This is a genomic window from Flavobacterium sp. AED (assembly GCF_000812945.1).
GTDB lineage: Bacteria > Bacteroidota > Bacteroidia > Flavobacteriales > Flavobacteriaceae > Flavobacterium.
Map to the genome: position 1 here is coordinate 882,475 of NZ_JSYM01000001.1, position 18,756 is coordinate 901,230.

An 18,756-nucleotide genomic window follows, 5' to 3' on the forward strand; every position below is an offset into this window, starting at 1 on the left:
ACGTTATTTTATTATTTTATTCTTATATATTCATATCTAATACTGTTAAATCATTATTTTCAATACTCCTGAAATGTGACAAATCAGTTATAAAAAACCAAAAAAATTGTTTCTTACTCCAACCTGCAATCCTTATATTTGCAATCTTATTAAAATTGACAGATGAAAATATCTTACAACTGGTTAAAACAATTCATTAAAATAGACTGGAAATCCGAAGAAACAGCAGCATTGCTAACAGATTTAGGTCTGGAGGTAGAAATTGTTGAAAAATACCAATCGGTAAAAGGCGGATTAGAAGGCATTGTTGTAGGACATGTACTTACGTGTATTCAACATCCTGATGCCGATAGATTAAAAATAACTACAGTAGATTTAGGCAATGGTGTCCCTGTACAAATTGTATGTGGAGCCAGTAATGTTGCTGCGGGACAAAAAGTTCCTGTTGCTACAATTGGTACTGTATTGTACGATGCAGCAGGTGTCGCATTTTCGATAAAAAAAGGAAAAATACGCGGGCAAGAAAGTCATGGTATGATTTGCGCAGAAGACGAATTAGGCCTTGGTGAAAGCCATGACGGAATCATGATATTGGATGAAGCTTTAGTACCAGGAACTCCTGCTGCAACTGTTTTTAAAATTGAAAATGACGAAGTATTCGAAATTGGATTAACACCTAATCGTGCTGATGCAATGAGTCATCTTGGAACTGCCCGTGATTTAAGAGCGGGAATGTTACAAAGTGGTGTTAATGTAGAATTGATAACTCCTTCAGTAAGTAATTTTAGAGTAGACAAAAGAATATTGAAGATTGATGTCGATGTAAAAGAAGCTAAACTTGCTCCTAGATATTGTGGCGTTACTATTTCTGGAATTACTGTAAAAGCATCACCAGCTTGGCTGCAAAACAGATTGAAAGCGATTGGAATAAATCCGAAAAATAATATTGTCGATGTAACCAATTATGTTTTACATGAATTAGGTCAGCCACTTCATGCTTTTGACGCTTCAAAAATAAATGGTAAAATAATTGTAAAAACACTTGCGGCAGGAACTAAATTCATAACTCTTGATGACGTTGAAAGAACGTTACACGAGGAAGATTTAATGATTTGTGATGAAAAAGGACCATTGTGTATCGCAGGGGTTTTTGGTGGGAAAAAATCTGGAGTTTCAGAAAATACAAATTCAATTTTCTTAGAAAGTGCTTACTTTAATCCTGTAAGTATTCGTAAAACTGCCAAAAGACATCAATTGAACACCGATGCATCTTTTAGATTTGAAAGAGGAATCGATCCTACTATTACTGAATACGCATTGAAACGAGCAGCTTTATTAATTCAAGAAGTGGCCGGTGGAGAAATAACTTCGGATGTAATTAATGTGTATCCAAAGAAAATAGAAGATTTTACCGTGTTTTTAAACTTTAGTAAAGTAGCCAAAATTATTGGTCAGGAATTACCAAAAGACACCATTAAGAAAATATTAGTTTCATTAGACATAAAAGTAAACAGTGTTTCTGATGCTGGATTGGGATTAACAATTCCTGCATATAGAGTTGATGTACAAAGAGAAATTGATGTTATTGAAGAAATTTTGAGAGTTTATGGATACAACAACATTAACTTTTCAAAAAAACTAAATGCTACAGTTTCTAATTCTCCAAGAAACGAGGATTACAAAATACAAAATACAATTGCTACACAATTAAATTCTCAAGGATTTAATGAAATGATGGCTAATTCATTGACTACAGCATCGTATGTAGCACTTTCTGATGTTTTAAATTCAGAGCATAATGTGACAATGCTAAATCCTTTAAGCAATGATTTAGCAACAATGCGTCAATCTTTATTATTTTCGGGATTAGAAGCAATCTCTTATAATATCAATCGTAAAAATGCCGATTTAAAATTATTTGAATTTGGAAAATCATACCATAATTTCCCTTCAGGTTATGAGGAGCATAAACACTTAACTTTATTCCTTTCTGGAAACAGAAATCAGGAAAATTGGGCTAGTGCGCAAAAACCCTCGGATTTCTTTTTATTCAAAGGATATGTAAACGGCATACTTTCTAGATTAGGCATTCAAAAAACACAAAATTTACCAGTAACATCTGATGTATTTTCTGAAGGAATTGCAATTGGATTTGGTCAAGACATTCTAGTTGAACTAGGAGTAGTTAAAAAATCAATATTAAAACATTTTGGAATAAAACAAGAAGTGTTTTTTGCTGATTTCAATTGGGCTTTAATTTTGAAATTAATTTCTACCAAAATAAAATATACGGAGATTCCTAAATACCCTGAAGTTCGAAGAGATTTAGCTTTGCTAATTGACCAAAACGTAACTTACGATAGTATTTACAATATTGCACGTCAAACAGAGAAATCACTCTTGAAAGATATTAATTTATTTGATGTTTACGAAGGTAGTAATCTTCCTGAAGGTAAAAAATCATATGCTTTAAGCTTTACCATTCAAGATAATTCAAAAACGTTAACTGATGCTCAAATTGATAAAATCATGAGTAAATTGCAAAATAATTTTGAAACAGAGCTTGGAGCGAGCCTAAGATAAAGCCTATTTTATTCTATTAAAAAATCCCAATTCTGAATCTAGAATTGGGATTTTTTTTTCACAAAAAAGTCCTGTATAATTACAGGACTTTTTCAATAAACAACTTTCAACCTCTAATCAAAAAAATTATTGTTTTGGTAATACAACTGCATCAATTACATGAATCACACCATTTGATTGATTCACATCTGCAATTGTAACTTTAGCAGAATTACCATTTTCATCAGTAATGTATAAATCTTTTCCTTTCATCCAAGCTGTTAAAATTCCACCACTAACAGTTTTTAAAGTTGCTTTTCCTTTACCCATTTTAATTGCTTTAGCAATATCTGAGGCATTCATTTTTCCTGCTACTACATGGTAGGTAAGAATTGTTTGTAACATTTTTAAATTTTCAGGTTTCAATAATGTTTCAACTGTACCTTTTGGTAATTTATCAAACGCAGCATTTGTTGGGGCAAAAACGGTGAATGGTCCTTTACTTTGTAAAGTTTCTACTAAACCTGCAGCTTTTACTGCTGCAACTAGTGTAGTATGGTCTTTAGAGTTTACTGCATTTTCAACAATATTTTTAGTCGGATACATGGCCGCTCCACCAACCATAACAGTTTTTTGAGCGAAAGAAGTTGCTCCAAATACTAATGTAAAAAATGCAATCGATAAAAATTTTCTAGTTTTCATAAAATTTATTTTATTAAGTTATATAAATGCATTTACGCTGCTAGTTTGCTTTTGGTTTTAAAAAAATGAAATTATTTTCTAAAAAACTAATTTTCAGATACCTATAATTATAAAATAAATTTATTTGCAAATCATTTTATCAGTTATATTTTCAAGAAAACACCCAATTGATTAATCAATATATCCTTATTTTTATATTTTTAAATTAAAAGCAAAATGGATCAAAATTCTAAAGAGGTTACTAAGGTTGGTAATGGTTCACATCATATTATTCAAAGTCTAATAGTGAACGTCGTGATTGTAATTTCAAAAGGATTTGCAGCTTTTATGACTGGTTCCGGAGCGATGCTGGCTGAAACTATCCATTCATCTGCTGATTGTGCCAATCAATTACTATTATTATTAGGTGTAAAACAAGCCAGACGACCAGCAGATACCCAACATCCTTTTGGTTATGGAAAATCAGTTTATTTCTGGTCATTTATGGTGGCAATGCTCCTATTTTCTATTGGAGGAATGTTTTCTATATATGAGGGAATTCACAAATACAATAATCCTGAACCTGTTCATGAAATTGCATGGGGAATTGGAGTTTTGTTATTTGCTATAACTTTAGAAGGATATGCTACCTATTCCAATATAGTTGAACTCAATAAAAGAAAAGGAAGCTGTAGTTTTTTTGGTTATTTGCGTACCACAAAGGACAGTGATTTGATTGTCATATTTGGAGAAAATTCAGCAGCTGTCTTAGGTTTAGTTTTAGCAATAATTGCGTTGTTAGTTTCTTATTATACAGGAGATAGTCGTTATGATGCCATAGGTTCACTTGCGATTGGTGTAGTGCTGATTTTAGTAGCCATTTTTCTTGCCGTTGAAGTAAAATCACTTTTAATTGGTGAAAGTGCAGATTCAATTATTTTAGAAACTATTGAATCCATAACACTAAAGGATCCTCTAATTATTGAAGTTTTAAATTGCAGAACTATCCAACAAGGCCCAGGAGAAGTTTTAGTTTGTGTAAAAATAAAATGCAGTCCAGATCTAACTACACAATCTATAAGCCAATTGATTAATAACTTTGAGCAAGAAATAAGAACCGTTCATCCTGAAGTAAAATGGCTTTACGTAGAACCTGATTTTCAGGAATGGAAGACAGTTTAAAAATTATTTTTATACATAAAAAGACCATTTCAAATTATCTGAAATGGTCTTTTTTAAATTATGTTCTTTTGATTATTCCTTAATAAACCTTGTATTCGAAGTTCCTTTATCTGAATTTATTTTAATGAAATAATTTCCTGCTGTTAAACTTGAAACATCAATTTTCGAAACTTTCTCCGCATTTGGAATCACCAAAACCAACTGTCCTAAAGTGTTGTAAAAACTGATGGATTCAACTTCAATAGTTTCTTTCGAACTAATATTCAAAACTGATTTGGCTGGGTTTGGATATAAAGTAAAATAATTAGAAAACTCAAAGTCTTGTGTTGTCAAGGTTTTAAATGTTGAAGCTGCTTTGTTAGTTACAACGGGAAAATTATAATCAAAAAAGATGCTTGCGTCATTGGTAAAAGTATCATTGACTGCAAGTGTTGGCAAAGTTTTTATTTTGAAAGCAATATAACCATCATTATTCGCATCGTCAAAAGGAAGATTTATGTTTTCGAAAATAAATTCTACTTTATTACCTTCAGAAATTTTGGTTGTATAGGAATGACTTGCACTAGTAGGAATCAAAGTTGAAATATCAAATTTAGATAAATCAATCATATCTTTTACAACAATATTTTGCGCTGAATAGGTTCCATTATTTTCAAACCGTATCATATAATGAACATATTGACCAATTAAATCTGGAGAAATAATTGTTCCTTCTAAACAGGTTTTATCATTTGGGTCGAATGAATTTACAACAGTTTGGTTAAAATCAAAAGTATTATCTATTGACGTTTCATCTGTTGCTGAACTTGTTATAGCTGCTTTGTAAACTAAAACAAAACCACTATTCACAGCCGGAGTTTCTGTTGGTGAATTTACATTTAAAGTAAATTCAATTTCTCGAGTTTCAAAGGGTCTTAAATTAGTAAAATTCCAAGATAAATTATTGGCAGTTTGAATTGAAGCTAAAGGATTAGCTACAACGAAATCTAAAACACCATCATTAAAAGTAAGATTTACAACTCCTGATTGCATTGTATTTCCTTTGTTTTTATAAACTATTTTATAGTTGGAATCAAAACCAGGTCTTGCGGGTTGCAATGGTAATAAAGTAACTTCTAAATCCGGATGTATTCCATTTGGCACAATGCAGAAATTTTGTGTAAACGGACTGGCTTGTGTTGGGAAACTAACAGTTACAGTATTTGGCGAAACATTGAAATATGTTGGATTTTCTAGAATTGGAGTTATTGTGTGTGTGCCATTTATTAAAGCAGCATTATAATTTCCAGTAGTGTTCGTTATATAATTAAAACTATTTGCTCCTGAAGAAACACGTAATTTTAAATTTGTAAAAGCGTCATCGTTTATATCACAGCCATTACTGTTTGAGTCAATTTTATTTTGACCTTGCATGAAATTATAATCTTCTCCTAATAATCGATTCAATCCTGCTCCAGGATTTTCTATAGAATTTGATAAATTCCCATATATTAAAATTTTACCATCGGTTTGAGAATAAACATTAACCGAAGAATTCCCTGAAGGAATAAATTGATTAAATGTATTATCAACTGAGCCATCACTATTAAGCCTCATAATCGTATGCACAGGAAAGTATAAAGATCCACTAGCTAAATCAATTATAATTTTTTGATTAGGTGCCAATGTAATGTTTCTAACTAATGTAGAGTTATTTTGGAGTGTAAAATTAAATGATGTATCTAAAGTTCCATTACTTAAAATTCGTACGAGACTTTTAGTCACACCACTGATTACAAACTCTCCTGATAATATAATTTTATTATCCTGTTGCACTTCAATTGAAGTAACACTACCTCCACTCAACGATGGATCTATGACAAAAGAAGTGTCAAATGACCAAGAATCTAAATTAAATCTTTTAATTGCTCCAATAGAATAATTTCCTGAACCTAAATGACTTAATCCTATTAACACTTTTCCATCGTTCTGCGTTTTCAAACATGTCACATCATTTCCTACATCAGGAAAACCTAGCCTGCCTCCACTACTGTTCAACGCTAATACTCCATAACAATTAGCCCCATTATATATGCTAAAAGCCCCTGCAACTAAAACAGAGCCGTCTGGTAAAGCTAATAAATCTTTAATTATCCCAGGACTTGAATATCCGTAATCAATACCTTCGCCTACATTGAAAGTTGAGTCATTAGTTCCGTCCACATTTATTCTAACTAAACGATTTGCTTTTTGTCCATTATAAGTAGAAAAACGACCTCCAATATAAACTTTACCATTCGATACAGGTTCAATTGCAGTAATTTCACCAATATTACTATTTGTTTTATTACTACTGTTGTCTTCAAATCCATTTAACCCTCCATATGTTAAAGTAGAATCTACAGAACCATCATAATTTAACCTTGTGAAACCATAGCATTTTGAACCATTATAAGCATGAAAATTTCCTCCTACTAAAATTTTACCATCTGTAATTTGAACAACAGTATTTACAACAGTGTTAAAAAAGCCTTTACTTATATTACTAAAACTGGTATCTTTTGTACCATCGGTATTAATCTTTACAATATAATTACCTAGTTTTTTATTGACACCTAAACTTCCTGAAACCAGAATTTTTTGATCACTAAAAAATGAAACAGAACTAATAGTGTCAAAATCCAAAAAGCTATATAAATTAACAAAAGTATCGTCATTACTGCCGTTTCCATTTAATCTTACTATATTCACTCTATTTAATTGATTAAACGTCATAAAGCTACCACTGACTACTAATTTGCTATCTGATTGTTGAATAATATCGCTGACGGAATCCAAATTATAAGATGAAGACTCATCAAAACCATAGCCTATCTGAAACGAAGTATCGACCAAACCATTACTATTTAGTCTAACTAAATCTCGGGAGGAAGTTGAATTACAACCCGTAAAACTTCCTCCAACAACAATTTTTCCATCGTTCTGAATTAATATTTTTTTTACATAAATATCGCTAGAAGAACTTAATTGAGCAGTTGAAAAACTAGTATCAAAAGAACCATCCGCATTTAATTTGGCTATTTTATTAACCTGTGAATAAAAATCATTATTTGTATTATGAATAACCACATACTTTCCATCAGCTTGAATAGCGACTTTCCCAAAACGATAATTGGGTACTGTAATTAAAGAAGTATCTAATGAACCATTAGAATTCAACCTCTTTAAATTGTCAAAAAATCCTCCAATATTAGTTTCATCTGCTATTATAATAATTTTGTTGTCAGCTTGTATTTCAATTTGTATTACTCCTTCATTTTTCAGACTAACTCCCTGAAGATTAAAACTTTCATCAAGGCTTCCATTTTGATTGAGCCTGATTAACCTTGGAACAGTTACCCCATTATATAAATTAAAAATTCCACCTATAATAATTTTGCCGTCTGGTTGAACAGCAAAATCTTTTAATATACCATCACTACCATTGCTATTGGCAAATCCAATCCCAGTATTAAAGCTAGTATCAATTTGATTTCCCTGCAATCTAACTAGATATCTTCCATTTTTTATCAATATAATTTTTCCATCTGATAAAACTTTACTTTTATTTACTTGGGCATCTACAAAATAATGATTCAATGGTAAATTAAATTGATTAAAGTCTGGATCTACATCCGCAGGATTCTGTGCCCTAAGCCCATTTAAAACACATATAGCAATAACTAAAAAATAAAGTTTTTTCATATTTACGATTATTTAGATGTGTAAATATAAGGCGACAAAATCATTTAATGTATTTTTTCTTACAAAAAAAAACACTCACCATCTGATAAAAATTATTTTAAATAACTCTACAGCATATCCTTAAACAAAAAAAGCCCCGCAAATTGCGGGGCTTTTTATATTCAAAAAGTTTCAAGAAATTATTTTTTCTCTGACTTTTCCATTTTAGCTTTCAATGCAGCTAATACATCATTGTTGTCTCCTAAAGTTGCAGCTGGTGCATTTGTAGAAGAGTTAGATGAACTAGAAGTGTTTTCAGTAGCTGTTTTCACATTTTTCTCTTCTTCTTCACGGAAGATAGCAGTGTGAGATGCAACTACTCTTTTGAATTCTTTGTTGAATTCAATTACTTTGAAATCAGCTGATTCTCCTTTTTTCAATTTCTTACCGTCTTCTTTTTCAAGGTGACGTGTAGGAATGAAAGCAACGATATCATCACCAAATTCTACAGTAGCTCCTTTGTCAACGATTTCAGAAATTTCACCTGTATGGATAGTTCCAACTGCGAAAGAATCTTCGTATTGATCCCAAGGATTAGCAGTAGTTTGTTTGTGACCTAAAGATAATTTACGTCCTTCAACATCTAATTCTAATACTACTACATCAAGTTTTTCTCCAACGTTTACAAATTCAGATGGGTGTTTGATTTTCTTAGTCCAAGATAAGTCAGAGATGTAAATCAATCCATCAATTCCTTCTTCTAATTCTACGAAAATTCCAAAGTTTGTAAAGTTTCTAACGATACCTGTATGTTTAGAACCTACCGGGTATTTAGCAGTGATATCAGTCCAAGGATCTTGAGACAATTGTTTGATACCTAATGACATTTTACGGTCATCTCTATCTAAAGTTAAGATAACAGCTTCAACAACATCACCTACTTTTACGAAATCTTGAGCAGAACGTAAATGAGTAGACCAAGACATTTCAGAAACGTGAATCAAACCTTCAACACCTTCAGCAACTTCGATGAAAGCACCGTAATCAGCGATTACAACTACTTTACCTTTTACTTTGTCTCCAATTGCTAATTTAGCATCAAGAGCATCCCAAGGGTGAGCGTTTAATTGTTTCAATCCTAATTGAATTCTTGTTTTCTCGTCATCGAAATCAAGGATTACAACATTTAATTTTTGGTCTAATTCAAGAACTTCACTTGGGTGGTTAATACGACTCCAAGAAAGGTCAGTAATGTGAATCAATCCATCAACACCACCTAAGTCAATAAAGACACCATAAGAAGTAATGTTTTTAACAACACCTTCTAATACTTGTCCTTTTTGTAATTGACCGATGATTTCTTTTTTCTGGATTTCGATATCCGCTTCAATAAGCGCTTTATGAGAAACAACAACATTTTTGAATTCGTGGTTAATTTTTACCACTTTGAATTCCATCATTTTGTTTACATATACATCGTAGTCTCTAATTGGTTTAACATCAATTTGAGATCCTGGTAAGAAAGCTTCAATTCCGAAAACGTCAACGATCATCCCACCTTTAGTTCTGCATTTTACAAAACCATTAACGATTTCTCCTGTTTCGTTAGCCGAAATAACTCTATCCCATGATTTGATAGTACGTGCTTTTCTGTGAGATAATACTAATTGACCAGTTTTATCCTCACGGATGTCAATTAATACTTCAACAGTATCACCTACTTTTAAGGCTGGGTTGTAACGGAATTCATTCAATGAAATAACACCTTCCGATTTTGCGTTGATATCAACGATAACGTCTCTATCTGTAATTCTAACAACTACACCATCTACAACTTCTTCTTGATCAGTAGCGATAAATGTTTTTGAAACTAGTTCTTCGAATTCTAATAAGTTTTTCTCATCAACTGCATCAATACCTTCTTCGAAATTGTGCCAGTTAAAATTTGCTAAAAACTCTTCTTGTGATTTTAATTGTTCAGACATGCTGATTAAAAATTTGTATTCTGTATTTTCTCGAGTTTCTTAATGTGCTAGAAAACAACAGAAGTTGTTTGTATAATTAGTTGAACCCTAAAGGAAACTCTTATTCACCAAAAGGACTGCAAAAGTAACACATTTATCTTAAATAGCAAAATTTTACAGACAAGATAATCAATTGAGAATCAGGAGCGAATTAATTGGCTTTTTTGCAGGCAAAGTTCCCGCTCTCGCCTTTATCTCTCCGCTGCGCTACGAGGATATCAGCTCCATCGGGGCTAATTAGGTTTTATAGTGATTTTTCAGCAATAAAAAACCCGATAACTCTTAAAGCTATCGGGGTGAATTTTATAAAAAAGGATTTTAATGATTAATTTTTCCTAAAACTTTAGGTCCAAATTTATCTTTAAAAACAAAAGGAAAAATTATTGCAAGAACTAAAGCATACGATGCAAAAGTGATCCAGATATGGAACCAGTCTTTACTTCCATCTTCTAGCGTAAAATATTTTTGAATAATATAACCGCTCGTAAAACTTCCTATTAATGCTCCAAAACCATTTACCATCATCATAAACATTCCTTGCGCACTTCCTCTGATTTTTGAATCTGTTTGTGTTTCCACAAATAAAGAACCTGATATATTAAAAAAGTCAAACGCCATTCCGTAAACAATACAAGACATAATAATCATCCAAAGACCATCTGACGGATTTCCAAAAGCAAACAATCCAAAACGCAATACCCAAGCCAGCATACTAAACAGCATCACATATTTAATACCAAATTTTCTAAGGAAAAATGGAATTGCCAATATAAACAGTGTTTCTGAAACTTGCGAAATCGACATGATTATGGCAGGATATTTTACAGCAATCGTATTTTTATAGATATCGACAGTAGCAAAATCGTGAATATAAGTATCTCCATATGCATTAGTCAATTGCAAAGCAGCTCCCAACAGCATAGAGAATATAAAGAAAATGGCAAATTTCTGTTGTTTAAACAATTCAAAAGCATTCAATCCCAAAGCCTGCGTAAAAGAAGTGCCTTTTTCTCCTTTACACATTGGAGGACATTTAGGAAGTGTAAATGCGTAAATCCCTAATAGTACAGAAACGATTCCTGCAATATAAAATTGATTTGCAGAAGTTTCATTATGCGTTAAACTAACCACCCAAAGTGCAACAATAAAACCTATGGTTCCCCATATTCTAATAGGCGGATAATCTTTTACGACATCCATATCTTTTGCAATTAATGCATTATAAGCTACCGTTATTGATAAGGAAATTGTTGGCATGTAGAAAAACATATTGACTAACATAACCCAGAAAAAAGTAGTAGGATTATCTACTTGAGGTAAGTAAAATAAAGCTGCTGCTCCAAAAAAATGAAGCAAACCATATAATTTTTCAGCATTTATAAATCGATCTGAAATAATTCCTGTTAAAGCGGGCATAAAAACCGAAGAAATTCCCATTGTTGAAAATATGATTCCAAACTCAGTTCCAGACCAATGTTTGTTATTAAACCAATACGCACCAATAGTAAGTAACCAAGAACCCCAAATAAAAAATTGAAGGAAGTTCATTAATACCAACCTGTTTTTAATTCCCATATGATGAATTGTTTTTTATTTTTAAAAATTAACAAAGCGTAAATCTAATATTAATAAAGAGATCTGCAAAAGATTAAAGTATTTTAACAACTTCATCCACTAAATCCAAAACAACTTTAAATTGTTCTTCACGAGTAAGGTAAGAATTATCGATTTCAATGGCGTCATCAGCCATCACCAAAGGTGAATCCTTTCGGTGCGTGTCAATATAATCGCGTTCTTCTACATTTTTTAATACTTCTTCATACGTAACTGAATCTCCTTTTTCCTGCAATTCATCAAAACGCCTTTGCGCTCGGGTATCTGCCCCTGCCGTCATAAAAATTTTAAGTTCTGCATCCGGAAAAACGACGGTCCCAATATCTCTACCGTCCATAACAATAGCTTTATTCTTACCCATTTCTTTTTGTTGCTCCACTAATTTAGCTCGCACTTCCGATATTTCAGCCACTTTACTAACAAAATTAGAAACTTCGATAGTTCTTATTTCTTTTTCAATATTAACATCATTCAAATACATTTCGGCAAAGCCTAAATCAGGATTGAATTTGAACTGTAATTTTATACTTGGCAAACTGTTAATCAATGTTACTTTATCAAAAGAATCAATATTTATGTATCCGTTTTGCATTGCAAAAAAGGTAACAGCACGATACATTGCTCCAGTGTCTACATATACATATCCCAAGTGCTTTGCAAGCTGTTTTGCTAAAGTACTTTTCCCAGTGGATGAAAATCCGTCAATTGCTATGGTAATTTTTTTATCCAAAATAATATTATTGTAAGTTAATAGTTAAACCAAATAAGCTCGTATTTCCCGCTAATGTATATCGGGAATACGAATAATTAAATTTTAATTTATTCATTTTTAATCCAAAACCTAAAGAGACTCCCGAAAAATTGCGTTGCTCCAAAAGTCGTAATTCTTCTGCTCTCCGAAAATTATAACCTAATCGAATATTAAACGATTTTTTAGGAAAAAGCTCAACCCCCATAATTACATGGCGCAAAGCATTATTTATTACGGATACTTTTTCGGCAGTAGAACTTCCATCAATTGAAGATTGAGCTCTTTCTGGATTAGAAAAAGCAATATTCCATTGTTGTAAATTTTCCAATGTAAGATGCCAGCGAATGGGTACATTTTCTAATTCTTGTGAAACACCTGCTATAATTTCAAGGGGCAGTTTTTCGTTTGTACCATTGTAAGTAGTAAATTGAGTTCCTATATTTCGAATTGCCAAACCCCAATTTACATCGTTCCTTTCGTCTATAAAAAGAGCGCCTATGTCAATCGCCCCTCCCAAAGAACTATAACTTTCTAAGGTCGAAGAAATCAATTTAGCATTTGCCCCTAAATGAATAGTGGTATTGGGAATATTGTACGCATAACCTAAAGAAAGAGCAATTTCACTTCCAGTAAATGAGGATGTGGGCTGACCATTTTCATCATAACCGTCAAAATTACCATAATTCACATAATTTACACCAGCCTGAAAAGTTTGCAAATGGCGGTCATAGGTATAAGCATAAGAAGCGGTTCCATACGTCACTTCTTTGAAATAACTCCCATAATTTAAAGCCAAATGATTATTCATATCCGCATTCAGTGTTGCTGGATTAAAATTGACCTGATTCACATCATCGTCATAAATTGTGACAGTTTTCCCTCCTAAAGCTGCTTGTCTTGGCGAAGTCACCAAGTTCAAAAACTGATAGGTGTACTTCCCTCCTATTTGACTGTAAGATACAGCGCACATAAAAACTAAGGAGTATGATAAAAGTTTTTTTAACATGCTTTAAATCGCGATTTATGTAAGGTAAAACGCAAATGCGAAGATAAAATTATAAATACAATAAACAGCAACTTTCAAACTCGTAATTATAAATAAAAATTCCAAATCTCAAGCACTGCAGAACAGGTTTTGAAATTTGGAATTCATATCTTTTTGCTTGTTATCTGTTATTTCAGATCTTTTGCATTTTTTACTTTTTGATCTGTCAAAGCATATTTAAGCACTTCGCTCATTTCTCTAACATAATGAAAAGTCAAACCTTCAAGGTATTCCGGTTTTATTTCATCGATATCACTTTTGTTTTCATGACATAAAATAATTTCTTTGATATTAGCTCTTTTGGCTGCTAAAATCTTTTCTTTTATTCCTCCTACTGGTAAAACTTTTCCACGCAAGGTGATTTCTCCTGTCATTGCTAAGTTTTTCTTAACTCGTTTTTGTGTAAACAATGAAACTAATGAGGTCAACATCGCAATTCCGGCACTAGGACCATCTTTTGGAGTAGCTCCTTCCGGAACGTGTAAATGAATATTATATTTAGAAAGTATCTCCGAATCTAATCCTAAAAATTTAGCATTTGCCTTAATATATTCTAGAGCTATCGTTGCTGATTCTTTCATTACTGTCCCTAAGTTCCCAGTAATTGTCATGGTTCCTTTTCCTGGAGAAAGTAAAGATTCTATGAAAAGAATATCACCACCTACAGAAGTCCAAGCCAAACCAGTTACCACACCGGCTACATCATTGTTCTCGTATTTATCTCTTTCTAATCTTGGAACGCCAAGTGTTTTTATAATATCCTCGTCGGTTACTTTCTTGTTATATGGTTCTTCCATCGCAACTGATTTTGCTGCATTACGAATCACTTGGGCAATTTTAGCTTCTAAACCACGAACTCCTGATTCACGAGTATATCCTTCTACAATTTTTTCTAATTGTTTTTTTCCAATGGTTAAATCTTTAGTTGTTAAACCATGTTCTTTCAATTGTCTTGGAAATAAATGCTGACGCGCAATTTCTACCTTTTCTTCAATCGTATAACCTGACATTTTGATGATTTCCATTCTGTCTTTCAACGCAGGTTGAATTGCAGCCATATTATTAGACGTAGCAATAAACATGACTTTCGACAAGTCATACCCCATTTCAAGGAAATTATCATAAAACGAATTGTTTTGTTCCGGATCTAAAACTTCCAGTAATGCCGAAGAGGGATCTCCATGACTACTATTCGATAATTTATCAATTTCATCCAAAACAAATACAGGATTTGAGGTCCCAGCTTTTTTCAAACTTTGGATAATTCTTCCTGGCATTGCGCCAATGTAAGTTTTTCTATGTCCACGAATCTCCGCTTCATCACGTAAACCACCCAATGAAATTCTAACATATTTTCTACCTAATGCTTCTGCTATAGACCTTCCAATAGATGTTTTTCCAACTCCCGGAGGTCCTGTCAAACAAATTATTGGTGATTTCATATCATTTCGCAATTTTAAAACTGCCAAATGTTCAATCATTCTTTTCTTAACATCTTCAAGACCAAAGTGATCTCTATCCAATATTTTTTGTGCTTTCTTTAAATCAAAATCATCTTTAGAATATTCATCCCAAGGCAATTCTAAAAATAACTCTAAATAGTTTCTTTGAATACCAAAATCTGGCGCTTGAGGATTCATGCGACGCATTTTTGATAATTCTTTTTCGAAATGTTTTTTAGTTTTTTCGTCCCATTTTTTCGTCAAAGACTTTTGCAACATTTCATCCATTTCCTCTTCCTGTGAAACACCACCTAATTCTTCTTGAATGGTTTTCATTTGTTGGTGAAGGAAATATTCTCTTTGTTGTTGGTCTAAATCGAAACGAACTTTAGATTGAATATCATTTTTTAATTCGAGTTTTTGCAACTCAATATTCATATAACGTAAAGTTTCTAAAGCTCTAACTTTTAACTCATTAATAGCTAATAAATCTTGCTTTTCTTTAACTGTCAAATTCATATTAGAAGTGACAAAATTGATTAAAAATGATTGGCTTTCAATATTTTTAATCGCAAAAGTAGCTTCACTGGGAATGTTTGGACTTTCTTTTATAATTTGAATCGCTAATTCTTTTATAGAATCAAGAATCGCGATAAACTCTGTATCATGTTTTTTTGGTCTTTTTTCTGGAACTTCTTTAATTTTTGCTGTTATGTAGGGACTTTCGACAATTACAGAATCAATTTCAAATCGCTTTTTCCCTTGAAGTATAACGGTAATATTTCCATCAGGCATTTTTAGAACCCTTAAAATTCGAGCTACTGTACCTATACTATGAATATCTTCGGGAGTTGGATCTTCGTCCTGCTCATTTTTTTGAGCTACTACACCAATGATTTTACCTGCTGCATTAGCATCATTAATTAATTTTATTGATTTATCGCGTCCAGCAGTAATTGGTATAACAACTCCTGGAAATAAAACCATATTACGCAATGGTAAAATAGGCAAAGAATCTGGCAGTGCTTCATTATTCATTTCCTCCTCATCTTCAGGAGTCAATAATGGGATTAAATCAGCTTCAGAATCAAATTCTTGAAGTGACAGATTGTCAATAGTAAGTATTTTATGATTTGACATATATTATTTAAGTCTTTTTGTCATTAAAAATTTTAATTTGTCAAGCAAATATAAAGTATCATAGCAGGAATTTTAAATAAATCGATATATGACCTGATTAATTAGCTTAACACTAAAAGAGTCAATCATTATGCCAAAGTGAAAGTAAAATAGATTACATCTTCTTACAAATAAAGAAAAAATTTAAAAAACAATAATTAGGAAAATAGCTATTTTTTAAAGTTAAAAAAATAAAAATCAGAAATGCTATTTTATGTTTTATTAATTCAAAGCATTGTTTTTGGGTACTCTTTTCAATAAAACAACACCTATTATAAAAAACACTCCTAAGAAAACTATCGCAAATCGCGGACTTCCGGTAATTTGGTCAATAATTCCATAAACCAACATTCCGATAACAATTCCAATTTTTTCGGAAACATCAAAAAAACTAAAAAAGGAAGCCGTATCCTCTGTCTCTGGTAATAATTTAGAATAGGTTGAACGCGATAAAGCCTGAATTCCGCCCATTACGAGTCCTACTAAACCAGCCATAATGTAAAAATGTATTGGCAATGTTATAAAGTAAGCTGCCGCACATAATAAAACCCAAAAACAATTAATCACAATAAGAGTTGGAATGTTTCCAAACTTCTCTGAAGCTTTTGAGGTTAAAATTGCACCAACAATGGCTACTAACTGAATTAATAGAATGCAAATAATTAAACCTGTTGTACTTTCACTTTTTGATGCCCAAGTAATTTCTTGTGCTCCAAAATAAGTAGCGATAAGCATAACCGTTTGAACAGCCATACTATAAACAAAAAAACTAACAAGATATTTTTTTAAAGCACTATTTTCTTCCAATAAATGCCAAACTTTTTTTAATTCTCTAAATCCATTAAAAACTAAAGCTTTAGTCACTTTGCGCTCCGCATTTCTACTTCCTTTTGGCAAATAATAATATGTATATTGACTAAAAACAATCCACCATATTCCTACCATGATAAAAGAGTATCGCATGGCTTTCATAGCAGCTTCTCCTTTAGTTCCAGTTATACCAAAAATATCCGGCATCATAATCATGCCTAAATTGACTATTAACAATATAACACTTCCTATGTAACCATAAGAATACCCTTTGGCACTTGTTTCATCTTGTTGTTCAACAAAAGCAATATCAGGCAAATACGAATTGTAAAACACTAAACTTCCCCAAAAGCCAATCAAACCTAAAAAATAAAATAATAAACTGATATAAATATTTTCTAAACTAAACCAATACAATCCCACACAGGATAAGGCTCCCAAATAACAAAAAAACTTCATAAAAGATTTTTTATTACCAACATAATCTGAGATTCCTGATAACAAAGGAGAAATTAGCGCCACTACTAAAAAAGCAAATGCAGTAACAAAACTAATCAACGCAGAATTTTTGACACTAAAACCAAAAACGGTTATGTAATGATTTCTATCTGAAAATAATGCTTCATAAAAAATAGGAAATACTGCAGACGAAATGACTAATGGATAAACTGAATTAGCCCAATCATAAAAAGCCCAAGCATTTAATAATTTTTTACTTCCTTTTGGTAAATCTGCCATGTTTCTTTTTTTATGTTGCGAATTTATTTATTTTTTATTTAGTATGATTCAAAAAGTAACTAATTTGACATTAATAAATCGTTATTAACTAATAATCAACCCTATATCATTACAGTTAAAATTAAAAAAATAGGCTATTCTCGTTTGATGAGAATAGCCTATTTAAATCTTCGTTAAATAATAATGATATAAATCAACAATGTGTTTTTATCTGTAAATAACTCCAACTTTAGCAGCTGTTGCTTTAGCTTCAGGAATCAATGCTTTTAAATTTGCAATTCTTGTAGCATCAGATGGGTGTGTACTCATAAATTCCGGTGGTGCTTGTCCTGCAGACTGTGCTGCCATTCTTTGCCAAAAAACCACAGCATCATCTGGATTATAACCCGCAATTGCCATCAATGTAAGTCCAATTTTATCAGCTTCACTTTCATGACTTCGGCTAAATGGAAGCATAACTCCTACTTGAGACCCTAATCCATAATATTGTTGCCACATTTGTTGTTTTTCGGCACTTTGACTACCAGTAGCAACTGCAACTCCTACAGCTCCCAATTGTTGCAATTGAGCAGCACTCATTCTTTGTGCACCATGATTTGCCAATGCATGTGAAACTTCATGTCCCATTACTGTAGCTAAACCCGCATCATCTTTAGTTATTGGTAATATTCCTGAATAAACAACAATTTTCCCTCCTGGCATACACCAAGCATTGACTTCTTTACTATCAATTAATTTATATTCCCAACGGTAATCATTCAAATATTGTGATTGTCCTAAATAGGTTAAATATTTTTCTGCTGCTGCTTTAATTCGCATCCCAACTGTTTCTACTCTTCTTGCATCGGCAGTTCCGGTAATTACTTTATTTTCTTTTAAAAAAGTTCCATATTGTTGAAACGATGATGGAAACAACTCACTGTTTGAAACAAAATTTAGACTTTTCTTTCCTGTAAGAGGATTTGTAGCACAAGAATAAACGAGTCCTAACGCACAAACTCCTAATAATAAGTGTTTTTTCATAAT

11 protein-coding genes are annotated in these 18,756 nt (G+C 32.1%); 2 read left to right on the forward strand and 9 right to left on the reverse strand.

The features are described from left to right. The first annotated feature begins 162 nt into the window (after positions 1-162). On the forward strand, positions 163-2,583 hold the full coding sequence (pheT, locus tag OA85_RS04005) for a phenylalanine--tRNA ligase subunit beta (protein WP_039108198.1): 2,421 nt from the start codon (positions 163-165) through the stop codon (positions 2,581-2,583). 126 nt (positions 2,584-2,709) lie between these two features. Here pheT and OA85_RS04010 read toward each other — a convergent pair whose 3' ends face one another. Next, positions 2,710-3,264, reverse strand: coding sequence for a fasciclin domain-containing protein (locus tag OA85_RS04010; protein WP_039108199.1), 555 nt, complete (start codon positions 3,262-3,264; stop codon positions 2,710-2,712). 216 nt (positions 3,265-3,480) lie between these two features. Between OA85_RS04010 and OA85_RS04015 the strand changes: the two genes are divergently transcribed. Further along, positions 3,481-4,425, forward strand: a complete 945-nt coding sequence (locus tag OA85_RS04015) for a cation diffusion facilitator family transporter (protein WP_052257137.1) — start codon at positions 3,481-3,483, stop codon at positions 4,423-4,425. Positions 4,426-4,497: 72 nt separating this feature from the next. On the opposite strand, the gene OA85_RS16975 is transcribed toward OA85_RS04015, so the two are convergent. The 8 genes from OA85_RS16975 to OA85_RS04055 form a co-directional block, all read right to left on the reverse strand. Then, complete coding sequence (locus OA85_RS16975; RefSeq protein WP_052257138.1) at positions 4,498-8,148, reverse strand: T9SS type A sorting domain-containing protein; 3,651 nt, start codon at positions 8,146-8,148, stop codon at positions 4,498-4,500. A gap of 179 nt (positions 8,149-8,327) precedes the next feature. Beyond that, positions 8,328-10,112, reverse strand: a complete 1,785-nt coding sequence (gene rpsA, locus OA85_RS04025; protein ID WP_039108200.1) for a 30S ribosomal protein S1 — start codon at positions 10,110-10,112, stop codon at positions 8,328-8,330. Positions 10,113-10,469: 357 nt separating this feature from the next. Beyond that, positions 10,470-11,726, reverse strand: coding sequence for a nucleoside permease (locus OA85_RS04030; RefSeq protein WP_039108202.1), 1,257 nt, complete (start codon positions 11,724-11,726; stop codon positions 10,470-10,472). Positions 11,727-11,799: 73 nt separating this feature from the next. Next, positions 11,800-12,495: a (d)CMP kinase gene (gene cmk, locus OA85_RS04035; RefSeq protein ID WP_039108203.1), complete on the reverse strand. Its 696-nt coding sequence runs from the start codon at positions 12,493-12,495 to the stop codon at positions 11,800-11,802. Between the two features lie 7 nt (positions 12,496-12,502). Then, complete coding sequence (gene porQ, locus OA85_RS04040; RefSeq protein WP_039108204.1) at positions 12,503-13,522, reverse strand: type IX secretion system protein PorQ; 1,020 nt, start codon at positions 13,520-13,522, stop codon at positions 12,503-12,505. 167 nt (positions 13,523-13,689) lie between these two features. Further along, on the reverse strand, positions 13,690-16,143 hold the full coding sequence (gene lon, locus OA85_RS04045; RefSeq protein ID WP_039108205.1) for an endopeptidase La: 2,454 nt from the start codon (positions 16,141-16,143) through the stop codon (positions 13,690-13,692). Positions 16,144-16,404: 261 nt separating this feature from the next. After that, positions 16,405-17,730 (reverse strand): MFS transporter, encoded by a 1,326-nt coding sequence (locus OA85_RS04050; RefSeq protein WP_039108206.1) that lies wholly within the window; start codon positions 17,728-17,730, stop codon positions 16,405-16,407. A gap of 207 nt (positions 17,731-17,937) precedes the next feature. After that, a complete protein-coding gene (locus OA85_RS04055; protein ID WP_039108207.1) occupies positions 17,938-18,753 on the reverse strand; it encodes a M48 family metallopeptidase in 816 nt (271 codons plus the stop codon). Positions 18,754-18,756 lie beyond the last annotated feature (3 nt).

Bases quoted from the DNA above. Each gene is read 5' to 3' on its own strand.
- pheT (WP_039108198.1), top strand. From the start codon at position 163: ATGAAAATATCTTACAACTGGTTAAAACAATTCATTAAAATAGACTGG.
- OA85_RS04010 (WP_039108199.1), bottom strand. From the start codon at position 3,264: ATGAAAACTAGAAAATTTTTATCGATTGCATTTTTTACATTAGTATTT.
- OA85_RS04015 (WP_052257137.1), top strand. From the start codon at position 3,481: ATGGATCAAAATTCTAAAGAGGTTACTAAGGTTGGTAATGGTTCACAT.
- OA85_RS16975 (WP_052257138.1), bottom strand. From the start codon at position 8,148: ATGAAAAAACTTTATTTTTTAGTTATTGCTATATGTGTTTTAAATGGG.
- rpsA (WP_039108200.1), bottom strand. From the start codon at position 10,112: ATGTCTGAACAATTAAAATCACAAGAAGAGTTTTTAGCAAATTTTAAC.
- OA85_RS04030 (WP_039108202.1), bottom strand. From the start codon at position 11,726: ATGGGAATTAAAAACAGGTTGGTATTAATGAACTTCCTTCAATTTTTT.
- porQ (WP_039108204.1), bottom strand. From the start codon at position 13,522: ATGTTAAAAAAACTTTTATCATACTCCTTAGTTTTTATGTGCGCTGTA.
- lon (WP_039108205.1), bottom strand. From the start codon at position 16,143: ATGTCAAATCATAAAATACTTACTATTGACAATCTGTCACTTCAAGAA.
- OA85_RS04050 (WP_039108206.1), bottom strand. From the start codon at position 17,730: ATGGCAGATTTACCAAAAGGAAGTAAAAAATTATTAAATGCTTGGGCT.
- OA85_RS04055 (WP_039108207.1), bottom strand. From the start codon at position 18,753: ATGAAAAAACACTTATTATTAGGAGTTTGTGCGTTAGGACTCGTTTAT.